The 11,787-nt window shown below is 67.4% G+C and carries 12 protein-coding genes; 6 read left to right on the top strand and 6 right to left on the bottom strand.

Annotation, left to right across the window (positions count from 1 at the left end; genetic code table 11):
* Positions 1 to 17: 17 nt before the first annotated feature.
* From CBZ_RS03660 to CBZ_RS03650, 3 genes are all read left to right on the top strand, one after another.
* Positions 18 to 464, top strand: a complete 447-nt coding sequence (locus CBZ_RS03660) for a TrmH family RNA methyltransferase (protein WP_246013012.1) — start codon at positions 18 to 20, stop codon at positions 462 to 464.
* A gap of 212 nt (positions 465 to 676) precedes the next feature.
* Positions 677 to 1,672: a hypothetical protein gene (locus tag CBZ_RS03655; RefSeq protein ID WP_130780240.1), complete on the top strand. Its 996-nt coding sequence runs from the start codon at positions 677 to 679 to the stop codon at positions 1,670 to 1,672.
* A complete protein-coding gene (locus CBZ_RS03650) occupies positions 1,669 to 2,091 on the top strand; it encodes a hypothetical protein (protein WP_130780239.1) in 423 nt (140 codons plus the stop codon). Before CBZ_RS03655 ends, CBZ_RS03650 begins: the two co-directional genes overlap by 4 nt.
* A 172-nt stretch (positions 2,092 to 2,263) precedes the next feature.
* On the opposite strand, the gene CBZ_RS03645 is transcribed toward CBZ_RS03650, so the two are convergent.
* The 4 genes from CBZ_RS03645 to CBZ_RS03630 form a co-directional block, all read right to left on the bottom strand.
* Positions 2,264 to 2,671 (bottom strand): hypothetical protein, encoded by a 408-nt coding sequence (locus CBZ_RS03645; RefSeq protein ID WP_130780238.1) that lies wholly within the window; start codon positions 2,669 to 2,671, stop codon positions 2,264 to 2,266.
* Between the two features lie 83 nt (positions 2,672 to 2,754).
* The gene (locus tag CBZ_RS03640; RefSeq protein ID WP_165446632.1) at positions 2,755 to 4,704 is read right to left on the bottom strand and encodes a DUF262 domain-containing protein; all 1,950 of its coding nucleotides are present in this window, start codon (positions 4,702 to 4,704) and stop codon (positions 2,755 to 2,757) included.
* A 283-nt stretch (positions 4,705 to 4,987) separates the two neighbouring features.
* Positions 4,988 to 5,818 (bottom strand): HNH endonuclease, encoded by an 831-nt coding sequence (locus tag CBZ_RS03635; protein ID WP_130780236.1) that lies wholly within the window; start codon positions 5,816 to 5,818, stop codon positions 4,988 to 4,990.
* 1 nt (position 5,819) lies between these two features.
* The gene (locus CBZ_RS03630; protein ID WP_165446631.1) at positions 5,820 to 7,214 is read right to left on the bottom strand and encodes an AAA family ATPase; all 1,395 of its coding nucleotides are present in this window, start codon (positions 7,212 to 7,214) and stop codon (positions 5,820 to 5,822) included.
* Positions 7,215 to 8,066: 852 nt separating this feature from the next.
* On the opposite strand from CBZ_RS03630, the gene CBZ_RS03625 reads away from it, so the two are divergent.
* Complete coding sequence (locus CBZ_RS03625) at positions 8,067 to 8,372, top strand: hypothetical protein (RefSeq protein WP_130780234.1); 306 nt, start codon at positions 8,067 to 8,069, stop codon at positions 8,370 to 8,372.
* Between the two features lie 128 nt (positions 8,373 to 8,500).
* Here the strand turns inward: CBZ_RS03625 and CBZ_RS03620 are convergent, their stop codons facing one another.
* Complete coding sequence (locus tag CBZ_RS03620) at positions 8,501 to 8,857, bottom strand: VOC family protein (protein WP_130780233.1); 357 nt, start codon at positions 8,855 to 8,857, stop codon at positions 8,501 to 8,503.
* 119 nt (positions 8,858 to 8,976) lie between these two features.
* On the opposite strand from CBZ_RS03620, the gene CBZ_RS03615 reads away from it, so the two are divergent.
* The gene (locus CBZ_RS03615; protein WP_130780232.1) at positions 8,977 to 9,483 is read left to right on the top strand and encodes an excisionase family DNA-binding protein; all 507 of its coding nucleotides are present in this window, start codon (positions 8,977 to 8,979) and stop codon (positions 9,481 to 9,483) included.
* Positions 9,480 to 10,049: a DUF6036 family nucleotidyltransferase gene (locus CBZ_RS03610; protein WP_130780231.1), complete on the top strand. Its 570-nt coding sequence runs from the start codon at positions 9,480 to 9,482 to the stop codon at positions 10,047 to 10,049. The genes CBZ_RS03615 and CBZ_RS03610 overlap by 4 nt, the downstream gene beginning before the upstream one ends.
* A 71-nt stretch (positions 10,050 to 10,120) precedes the next feature.
* Here the strand turns inward: CBZ_RS03610 and CBZ_RS03605 are convergent, their stop codons facing one another.
* Entirely contained in the window at positions 10,121 to 11,779 is a 1,659-nt protein-coding gene (locus CBZ_RS03605) for a glycosyl hydrolase family 18 protein (protein WP_218022701.1), read from the bottom strand.
* Positions 11,780 to 11,787 lie beyond the last annotated feature (8 nt).

Below are 11,787 nucleotides of genomic sequence, written 5' to 3'. Positions count from 1 at the left end.
ACTCCCCTCACCCACCGGTGAACGGCCCGCAGGTGCGTGTACGCACCCCCAAGGACCTTCGCCGCGAACGCCGCCGCCGGCCCCACTCCTGCTGGGACCACCTGATCGCCGCCCCGCTCTGGCCACTGCACGGCATCAACCTCGGCACCCTGCTACGCACCTGCGACGCCGTCGGTGCATGCCTCGCCGTCCCCCGACTGCCATGGCTCCCCGAAGCCCTCAGGCGCGGCAACACCCTGCGCCACCCAGCATGCGTGCACTGGACCGGGAACCCGATCCGCTGGCTCGAACAGCAACGGGAGCGTGACACGGCGATCGTCGGCGTGGAGCTGACCGAGGAGTCGGTGCGACTCGGGGACCTACCCGCCGCCCGCAGGCGCACCGTGATGGTCCTCGGCCACGAGCAGAGCGGGATCCCCCCCGAGGCGCTAGACCTGCTCGACCTCGCCGTCGAGATCCCCTAGATCGGCACGGGAGCCAGCCTCAACGTCGCCGTCGCTGGCTCGCTCGTCCTGTACCGGCTCGCCGGACTGCTGTGAGTCCGCGGTTTCGGCGCCCGACAATCGCCCGGCCTCGCAGCACGACCCCCGATGAACCTCACCCGGATGTCCCTGCAATCCACAGCAGGCGTCTGGGATCCTTGGGCGGCAACGTGCGCCAGGGAGGTCGTGTCCAGATGGTCGTCCAGCTCGCGCTCAAGGCGATCCCCGCGATCGGCAAGGCTGGGTGGAAGGTTCTGGTCCCCCTCGGCGCCGCGACAGTCGCGGCGGTCGGTGTCGGCGCAAAGGGAGTCATCGACACCGCCAGGGGCCGCTCCATCCGCAACACCGCCACCCAGCGGTTCGACGAGGCCATCTCCCAGTGCGACGCGGCACAGCGACGCACGGAGGAGCTGGCCCGCGACTACGGCGCCTACCAGATCCAGGTCCACGCCCAGAGCGTCGGCCGGCTCGCCGACTGGCTCGAACGAAACGAGCACCTCGTCAAGCGCCTCAACTTCAAGAAGGTCGACGGCGTCCGGATCCGGGTACCGAACATCCCGAAGTACGTCGCCGCCGCCGAGAACGTCACGACGGGTGTAACCGGACTGGTCAGCGCGGTCGGCGCAGGCGTGTCCGCGCAGGCAGCCGCCGTGTGGGGCGTTTCCGCGTTCGCGACCGCAGGCACCGGTACCGCGATCTCCTCACTGAGCGGAGCCGCCGCACAGAGCGCCACGCTGGCGTGGCTTGGGGGTGGCCCGATCGCAGCCGGCGGTGGCGGTGTCGCGGCCGGCAGCGCCGTCCTGGGCCTGGTGACGGTCGTCCCGGTCCTGTTGGTCGGTGGCTTCACGATGGGCGTCGCCGGAGCACGAACCAAGACCAAGGCACACGGGTTCGCAGCGTCCGTGAACGTCGAGATCGAACGCATCAAGCTCGTCGAAGACCTGCTCGGCGCCGTTGGCCACCGGATCGAGGAACTTCGCGAGACCCTCGGAAACCTCGCTAAGCGCGCCACTGAGGCCCTCGACCGACTCGAGTCAGTGGACTTCGATCCGAATCTTCACGCCCGCGAGTTCGTGCAAGCCCTGCAGCTTGTCACCGCAGTGAAGGAAGTCCTAAGCACGCCGGTTCTGGACCCGAGCACCGGTGAGCTGACCGAAGCGTCCGTCGAGATCCTAAGGAAGTACGCATGAGCACCCCGCAACAGGTGGCAGCCCTGCTCCCGAAGCCGAGCCCGGCGATGGTCGTCGATGCGTTCCGGCTCGTCATGGGCTCGGCGAACGAGTGGGTCGCCGTCGTCCGCCAAGAGGAGACCAAGCGGCAGGAACTCCGTGTTTGGGAGAAGACCCAGCTGGAGATCATCCAGGTGCAGCGAGACTTCCTGCTCACCGCACTCGACCGGACCTTCGACGAGCGCCGCGAGAACTTCCGGCGACTCTTCGACAACCTCGACACCGCTCTCGCGTCGGACGGTGACGACGCGGCCGCGCACGTCGCGGACATCCTCGGCGCGATCACCGACCTCGCCAAGACGAGCCCGTTCAAGGACCTGAAGAGTCCTTCGATCGTCGTGCAGGAGTTCCTACAGAGCGGGCGGGTCATCGAGCTCTAGCTCACACCATCGTGGTCTTGGATCCCGACCTCAACAGTGACGAGTGCGGCGACGAAGCGGACGCGGGGTGACCGCAGGATCCGGGGTTGGTCTCCGGCTCGTCATCTGTCATCTCAGGCCGCCGACGCACGATCATCAGCGCCGCACGATCAGGACCTAGCAGATGCCGGCATTACGGCCCCGAGGGAGCCCCGATCCTCTTGCAGACCTCATCTTGGAGCCCGCTCGCGAAGAACTCAGGGATCGGCGACTGATCGTTCTCCGAGGTCAGCCAGTACGTGCCGGTGAGTCGCCCGTAGTCGTTGAAATCGGCTTCAGCTTCCCAGTTCGTGAGACCGCTATTGGACCGCACCACCAGGGTGACGGTCATTCCGCGGACTTCGGCGCGCACGACCCGTGGCGTCTTCCTCGCGATCTCTCCCGCGATGTCAATGAAGTCCTGGCCGCTCAGACGGGTGTCGAACTGCGGTGCAGAGCTCTTGCGACGCTTGGTCTCCCGAGCGTCGCGAACCTGCGCGCGAACTCGCGCGCCCACCACTAGGACAGCACCACTCACCAATGCCTTGTTGAGCAGTCCCATGCCACCCTCGCTCGACGTACCAAGCTTGCGGGGACACCGTACTAGCGGCGGGGTCGGGCAAGTCGGGAATGCGACACCACGGCCTACTCGAAGTCCTGTTCGGTGTCGACCTCCTCGTCCTCGATGAGGCGGTCGTCGTCGATGTCAGCTTCGGTTGCCGCCGGCCGACGCGCGGGCCACCGGGTCAAAGCCCACGCGGCGATATCGGAGGCTCGACGCTCGATCGTGGCCGGGGTCCATTCAGAGAACTGGATGGCCAGTTCGCGCTCCCGCGCCAGGTTGGACTCGCTGTAGTAGCACCAGGGTTCGGCCTGTCCTTCACGCCCTCGCTTCCCGCGGCGCCCGTCTGCGCTATCGAGGTAGTCGCGATTCCCATACCGCGAGTTGTCTCGCGTCAAGACCAGGTTCCCGATGCCGTGCACAAGTTTCGCATGCTGCTCGGGCGTGAAGCTCTTCCACCAGGCGGAGTCCGAAGCGGGAGTCTGCGGAAGGATGTGTTCCGTCGTCTTGTTGCCTTTCGCGGTGATGTCACCGAACTGGGGCAGGTCGCTCGCGTCGCGCTGCTTCGAGAGCTCGTACTCGTAGAGGACGAACTTGTGGGCCGTGGAACGCGGGTACCACTGAACAAGGGCCCCGAAGCTGGACACGACGTCCTCGTCGGGCGCGAGGTGCCAGAGCCGCTGCTCCAAGCCCGCCAGGACCTCGTCAGGAGCGGTTCCTGTGAACATGTCCCGGGCCGCCCAGCGAATCGATGACTCGCCGGCATTGGAGCGCAGACCGCGGATCGCCCACACGCGGGCAGAGAACCTCTCGCAAAAGTGAACGACCCGCAGATACAGACCGGCGTTCGCGGCGTGAGCCAGGCGCGTCGCCAGCAACAACGGGTGGAACGAGGCGACCGAGCCACTTCGCCGGAGGGCGGCCGTTGTCTGTGCGATCTCCGAGCCTGCCGATGCGTAGCTCGGATATGTCGCGGCGGGATCGTGCACGTCCGCGAGGATCCCAGCGCTCTTGCGAAGCGAGTTGATGTAGGCGTCGAGCGCGAGGTAGAGGCGGTCGTCGGGCACCGGGCTCGCGGCGTCTTCGGTCGCTCCGATCAGGCGGCTGCTCCCCGGGACATAGGCGGACCGTGGGAACTTCGCCTTGACCGAGTCCGCGCCATGCCAGTTGCGGGTGTTGGCGTCCTGGGTCACCAGCCAGTGGGCGCGCAACAGTGCATCGTCGCGGAGACCGACCCGACCGAGATTGCTGAAGATGGTCGACCAAGAGCGGTTGATGTTGGCTGCCACATCGTCCCGCTGGACGTCGTTCAGTTGCCTGGAGAGATACAGCAGGTAGTTCTTGACTCTCTCCAGTTCGGTCAGGGGTTTGCCGCGGCCGTTCACCGTCTCGAACAAGACTCCGACCTCGTCCGACCGATCAACGCTGTACACCAGGAACCGAAGCTGGTGGCTAACTCTCGCGCGGAGGGCCAGCAGGCGTGTGAGGCCGGCCTCGGGAGCGACATCGGCCGTCAGGTCAGCGATCTGATTGTCGAAGTACCGGCTGGCAGCCAGGAGCCTTCTGGCGCCGAGTTGCAGAGGAGCACCTTCTGGGGCGTCATCGCCGATGATCGAGTCAGCGAAAAACTCGCGCAAGTCGCCGCCGAGTTCCAGGCGCGGTCGCCGTACGCCGTCGACATTGACGTACACCAGGCGGTCAAGATCGTGCGCAGCTTCCTGTGCGTCTGGGTCGCGTTGGTCGCGAAGCGCACGCCGAAGTCGATCCAGCAGGATGACGCAAGTGGTCAGGCGCTGCTGTCCGTCGACGACATCGAACAACGTGAGCACCTGGCCCGAGCGCGTCGTCTGGGTCGACCCCATGTCCTGGAGCACGAGAGTTCCCGTGTAATGCGGAAGGGACCCCAGCAGATCGATGTCCGCCCACAGGTCCGAGAGCTGCTTCTCTTCCCAGGCATACGGGCGCTGATAGTCGCCGACGTTTAGCAACTTGTCCTGCAGAACCTGCTCGAGCGGAGTTCCAAGATCGGGCATGACCCTCATCCTGCCCCCGCCGTGCGACGGGGGCAGGATGAGGGCCGACGTAGACGTCCTTGGGGGTGGCCGGCCTTGCGGTCCGACTCGGCGGCCGCATCTTCGGACACGCGGACGTCCTTGGGGTGATCACCAATCTTGCGAAGTCGAGTCCAAGCAACTACCTGAACCGCCCATCGGTAGTTGTCGAGGAGTTCGTGCAGGGTGGGGGAGCATGGCCCGCTTCTCCGGACAGTCCGGGATACCCGGTCATGCTCCCTTCCCGAGGGTCGCCCATCGGGGGTTAACCCCTGAAACCGCCTCCGCAGAACCAGGTCGAAGCCGCGCACGCCTCGTAGATCGCGGCCTGCCAGGAGTTTGGGTCGTTGGCAGCCCAGGACGCCGCCGCTTCCTGAAGGTGCAACTGAACGGCGGCTGCCCCTCCCCGGTCCAGGAGCCCGGCAAGCTGGTCGCGGATGCCGACGAGGTGACGACTCGCCTCAAACGAGTACACCGTCCGCAATCGCAGGACCTCGAAGTGTGCCTGAGCTCGATCGGCCAGCGCAGGCGACCAGGTCGGCTGGACGGCGAGCTCGAAGTCGGGAACGAAACTCCCGCCACGGATCACAATGACGGCGCTGAGCCATCTGCCCGGTCCGAGATCGTCAAAGTACGTGTTGAGCGTGGGCCTCAGGCTCGCCAGCTTAGCCGCATTGCAATCCCGGCATGCGGGCAAGAGATTCTCCGGGGTAACCGCGAAGATCGGATGCTCGGCCTTGGGAAGGTGGTGATCCAGCGTAGATGCCTGCTTCGCGTTGCAAAGCGCGCATCTCTCGTCGCGATTGCCCGTTCGAATCGCCTCGTAATACCCGCGCCCGACCCTACTCCTAACCAGGCGCTGATCGTATAACCAAACGAAATCGCCGACCGTCGCGGTACCGTAGGGCTCGTATGATGTGGCGACGATTGTTTGGAGCCTACCCTGTTGGGCCGCGGTTGCGTAATCCGCGGCCGCTGCCCCAATCTTCGACGAGTTCGGGACCAGCCGCGCCTTTCGGTGCGCGTCCACAATGCCGACGCAGCACGCCTCGAAGACGTCACGTGCCGCGATCGACGGCCTAGTTGTCAGGAGCACGCTATTGCCTCGCGAAGTAGACCATCGACTGCAGAAGAGCGCGCGCCTCGGCCCCCAATCGTCCGTCAAACATCTCCACCAGCCGGCCATAGTCAGCCGTCGGATATTCCCGGACTAACTCGGCCAGAGATCTATGAAACCCCGCTTCCGTTACTTCCAGACCGAACACCTCCTGGGTCAGCGTTCCGACGTTCTCGCCGTACGTCTCGATCGCAGGACGCCTAACGGCAAGTTCGCCTGCCGAGCCCATCAGCTTCCAAACGCAGGAGCGCGATACTTCCTGCAGCACGACGGGCGAGTGCGTCGCGACGATCGCGACACCGTTGCGCTCCTCAAGTAACTCGGAGAGCGCACTCATGAAGGCGGAGAGTAGGGGCGGGTGCAGGTGCGACTCGGGTTCGTCTATCAGAACCAGACTCGCTTCTTCGACCGTCTCCACCAGTCTCGTGAGCGTCAGGAGCACAATCTTGTGGCCCGAGCTAAGTTCCGCAAAGACTCGCCGCGCTCGTTCGCGAAGCTCGTCCCCCTGGGCCTCGCGGAGGCGCTCGAGCAGCTCTGCGAAGAGCGGATCACTGAGGAGGGGGCCCAAAATGCGATTCCACCGCTCGATTCTTCCACCCTTCTCCAGTTTTCCGAGACTCTGGGAGAAGTCACGCGCCAGGGTGACATGATCCTTCAGCCCCAACGACTTATCCCCGACCGCCGTCGGAATATTCTTCAACCCGATATAGTGATGCCGCAGCGCACCCGCTGCCGTCGACTGGCGTCGGCGTTCGAAGCCGTCGAAGGCGCTGAAGGCCACAGACACGACGTTGGCGAAGCGGTTGGCAAGCTTGTCGTCGTTGCGCTGTACAAACCCAACCGATCCGGCCGACTCCCGCCTCGTCAACGCGGTTGCAAGATCGTTCAGAATGAACGATTTCCCGACACCATTGCGCCCGATGAGAACATGGATATTGGTTCGGGGCATCGAGGTGGGCTCGACCTCAAAGTCGAGCCGCTTTGGTTGCACGGCGGCGCCATACCGATCGGAGCCGGGCGTTTCATACCAGAACGAATACGGCGATAGGCGAGCGCCGCCAAGAGCTATCCGATGCAACTGGGTCTGCACCGCCACCGCGGTAACCCATCGGAGGAGCGACGTCTGGGTGACATCCAGTGACTCGACCTGATGGAAGCGCTTTAGGTCGAGGGCGATGTCGTTCAGGCCATTGAGGACTCGAGCCGCTTCATCTGGGCCCAGCGTGTTGAGGCGATCGTAGTAATCTTCGTCCTGACCCAGCGAGAAATACAGGTCAGGCAACTTTGAGAACTCTGGTGGCAGATCTGGGCGGCTACTGTCGGCCTTGTCGCCGATCTTCACGCCACCAATCTCGTCAACTCTGCCGTCCGTCACGACAATCAGTGTCCACAGCGTCTTGTACCCATAGTCGTCCCAGGCGTCGGCCACTAGATACGCGCCGTTAAGTGATCTGGCAGTCGGTCGATCGGACTTGGAGCGTGTGTGAAATCGCATGGCCCACCCGACTCTGATGCCGTGCATCTCACGGCTTCCGTTCGCTCGCCTGATGCTAGTCGGCGCAGCCCTCGACCGAAGCAGACTCCAACGCGAGCGTCGGCCGACCCGAATAGGACCCGTTCCGCCAGGCCAGAAGCGTTCGCGCACGTGACCGTGTGTTCCCGAGCCGGCACGCCTCACCTCGCGGCATGAGCGAGGTGGAGGCGACCCGGGTGAAAGCGAAGGCACAGGCTGAGGAGCTCAGCCAGCTGAGAAGCAGCGACGGCGATCGCCTAGTCCTCGGGGCAGCTACATGAGGCGGTGGCGGCTCGCGGTCTCCAGGGGCCGACGGCTCGCGCAAACGCTCAGGCCGCGCGCACTGACGGCGCGATCGTTTCCAGATCTACCGATGTCCGTTTCAGCCCCATCCGTCGGCAGAGCGGTGAACTGCACCTCGACGATTTTTGACAAGTGCCCAGGCGCCAGGCGCCCAGGCGCCCAGGCGCCCGGGCTCGTCCGGCCCGCGCGTCGTCGGCATGTGACGCGCCGACGCGGTGGTCAGCCTACCGGCAGGTCCGCCTGCGCTCGTGCGTCCGCGCGACGCAGGTCGGTCGTGGCCGCCGACGCCGGAGCGTCCGCACCGAGCCCCTAACCAGCGCGACGAGCCGCGCCCTCTCACCCCGGCTGCGCCCGTCGCTGCGCCGCGCGACGATGGGTCCACTGCCGACGACGGGAGCCACCATGGCCGAGGTGACGAGGCTGACCACCGACCCGGACGAGATCCGACAGTTCGTGGAGTCCCATGACGCCGTCCCCGCGCTCATCTACTCGGACGATCCCCGCGAGCTGCCCGTCCCGGCGGTGATCTTCCCGAGCGGGCCGAGCGGGAGGGGCGCGCAGGAGGTGACCTGGCCGGAGTTCCTCACCGCGCTGGAGGCGTCGGGGCTGGCGCTCCGGTACGCGGTCGCGGCGCCGGGGGTCCGGACGCCCGCGTTCTTCGAGCTGGCCCAGCGCGAGGGCTGGGTGCCGCCGTCCGACGGGCACGGCAGGCCCTAGCCAGGCGGAGCCCAGCGGACGGCAAGCCCGGTCCGACGCGCGCCCGGGAGGTCGGCCTGCTCGGCACGGCCCGCACCTCGACGGGACCACGGTCACCACCGTCGAACGCTGACAGGCGGTGCGGGGCGTCAGGCGACGCAGATGCAGAAGGGGTGACCGGCCGGGTCGAGGAACACCCGGAACGTCTCGCCGGGCTGGTGCTCGGCCTTCGTCGCGCCGAGCGCGAGGACCTCGGGCTCGGCGGCGTCGAGGTCCTGGACCATGACGTCGAGGTGCATCTGCTGCGGGACGTCCTGACCGGGCCACTGCGGGGCCGTGTAGGGGTCGACGCGCTGGAACGAGATGCACTGCGTCGCCCCCTCGCGGATCTCCGACCAGCCCTCGTCGCCGGAGACGTCCCAGCCGAGCAGGGAGCCGTAGAACCGGGCGAGCGCGGGCGGGTCGGGACAGTCGATGACGAGTCCGGGGTATCGGGCGATGGCCATGCGCGGCACGCTACGCGCGACAGCCAACACCCACCGACGGGACGTTGCGAGCCATCCCCAACAAACACAAGCATGCAACATATCTGTTGTGTTTGTTGTGTTGCGCGTAGTCTGAAGCCATGCCGGCGACCGCCCACGGCTCCGTCCACACGGACGACGACGACCTCCTCACCACCGGGGAGGCCGCGGTCCTGCTCGGGGTGTCCCGGCAGCACGTCGTCAACCTCACCGCCCGGGGCGACCTCCCGTTCGAGATGTCGGGCGCGCACCGTCGCGTGCGCCGCTCGGACGTCAGCCGCGTCCGCTACTCGACCCAGCGGCCGACGGCCGACCAGCGACGGTCGCTGCGGCTCGCCTACGCGATCGCCGGCAAGGTCGCCCAGGACCCCGAACGCTGGTTGCCGGTCGCCCGCGGGAACGTCAAGAAGATGCTCGAGCAGCACCCGCGGGGTCGTGCTCGCACGTGGCTGTCGGAGTGGGCCGACCTCCTCGACGGGCCGCTCGACGAGCTGCTCGCCGTTCTGACGTCACCGACCCCACGAGCCCGCGAGCTGCGGCAGAACTCCCCCTTCGCCGGCGTCCTGAGCGACGCCGAGCGGCAGGCGGTGCTGGACGCGGCGCGGTGAAGCGCTCCGAGCTCGCGCACGTCCTGCGTGCCGCGAGCACGATCGCGGACGACGTCGACGTGGTGGTCGTCGGCTCGCAGTCGATCCTCGGCAGCTTCGACGAGGACGACCTGCCCGACGAGGCCGTCGGGTCGATCGAGGTCGACGTCGCGTTCCTCGGTGAGGACGCTGCCGCGAAGGCGCTCGCGGTGGACGGCGCGATCGGCGAGGACTCGGGCTTCCACGCCATGTACGGCTACTACGGCCAGGGTGTGGAGATCGACGGTCTCGTCGTCCTGCCCGACGGATGGCGCGAGCGACTCGTCGTCTGGCAGTCGTTCTCCTCGCAGCCGGCCCGCGCCCTGTGCCTCGAACGGCACGACCTGGCCGTCGCGAAGCTCGCCGCCTTCCGCGAGAAGGACCTGGAGTTCGTCGAGGCGCTGCTGCGGGAGCGTCTGCTGACGCCGGACGTCCTCGTCGAGCGGCTGGGGCACGCGGAGATGCCAGGGCCGCACCGCCGTCGCCTCGTCGCGTGGGTCGTCGCGGTGAGCGACCGCCTGGGTGCGTCGCGTGACGGTCTGGCCTGACTACACCCGCACGCACGACGCGGCCCCGGACCGGGGAGGAAGGAGGGTCCGGGGCCGCGTCGTGGAGCGCGCTACTTCAGGCCGTTGGACACGGCCGAGATGAGCTCACCGTTCGAGGTGTCGCCGGAGAGCTCCCAGAAGAACGCGCCGCCGAGGCCCTGGCCCTTGGCCCAGGACATCTTGCCGGCGATGGTCGACGGGGTGTCGTACGACCACCACTCGCTGCCGCACTTGGCGTAGGCGGTGCCGCCGACGGTGCCGGTCGCGGGGCAGCGGTTCTTGAGGACCTTGTAGTCCTCGATGCCCTGCTCGTACGTGCCGGGGGCGGGGCCGGTGGCGGTGCCGCCGGGCGCCGTCTGGGAGACGCCGTTCCAGCCGCGGCCGTAGAACCCGATGCCGAGCAGGATCTTGTTCGACGGGATGCCCTTGGCCTTGAGCTTCGCGACGGCGTCGGCCGAGTTGAAGCCGGCCTGCGGGATGCCGGAGTACGACGTGAGCGGCGAGTGCGGGGCGGTCGGGCCCTGCGGGTTGAACGCGCCGAAGTAGTCGTACGTCATGGGCATGATCCAGTCGAGCTTGGTCGCCGCGGTGGCGTAGTCGGTGGCGTCGATCTTGCCGCCGTTGCTGCCGTCGGCCGTGATGGCCGCGGTCACGAGCGCGGAGGAGCCGAACTTGTTCCGCAGCGCCGCGATGACCGAGTTGAAGGCCTGCGGGCCGCTGCTGTCGCAGGTGAGGCCGCACGCGTTGGGGTACTCCCAGTCGACGTCGATGCCGTCGAAGACGTCCGCCCAGCGCGGGTCCTCGACGAGGTTGTAGCAGGACTCCGCGAAGGCCTGCGGGTTCTGCGCGGCCTGCGTGAAGCCGCCGGACCAGGTCCAGCCGCCGAACGACCAGATGACCTTGAGGCCGGGGTTGAGGGCCTTGAGCTTGCGGAGCTGGTTGAAGCTGCCGCGCAGCGGCTGGTCCCACGTGTCGGCGACGCCGTCGACGCTGTCGGCCGCGGTGTACGCCTTCTCGTAGTCGGCGTAGGAGTCGCCGATGCTGCAGCGCCCGTTCGTGGTGTTGCCGAACGCGTACAGGATGTGGGTGAGCTTCGACGCGGAGCCCGACGTCTGGATGTTCTTCACGTGGTAGTTGCGGCCGTAGACGCCCCACTCGGCGAAGTAGCCGACGACCTTCTGGCCGCCCGGGCCGGGGTTGGTGGGCGTCGGGGTGGGCGTGGGCGTGGTGGGGGTCGGCGTCGGTGTGGGCGTGACGGTCGGGGTGGTCGTCGGGGACGGGCCGGGGCCGCCGTTGCACGCGCCGCCGTTGACGGTGCAGCCGGTCGGGCCGCCGAACGGGCCGGACGCGACGTAGCCCCACTGCTGGGTGGCGCCGGGTGCGAGGGCGCCGGCCCAGGACTTGGACGTGGCGCGGTAGTGGTTGCCGGTGCGGACGACGTCGGCGTCCCAGGAGCTGGTGATCGCGACGTTGGACGGCAGGTCGAACTCGAGCGTCCACTTGCTGACGGGTGCGGACGTGCCGTTGGTGACGCGGACGGACACCTGGTGCCCGGTCCCCCAGTCACCGGCGGACGTGAACGTCGCCGTGAGGGAGCCGGCGGCGGACGCGGCGGTGGGGAGGGTCGCGGCGACGAGCGCGGCGACGACGCCGGTGACGGCGAGCAGTGCGGTGGCCGCGAGCCCTCGACGCTGAGGGCGGCGGGCGGGGTCGTGGTGCCGGGGACGCATGGGGCCTC

Source organism: Cellulomonas biazotea (genome assembly GCF_004306155.1).
Lineage (GTDB): Bacteria > Actinomycetota > Actinomycetes > Actinomycetales > Cellulomonadaceae > Cellulomonas > Cellulomonas biazotea.
This window is presented reverse-complemented; position numbering and strand designations above follow the sequence as displayed.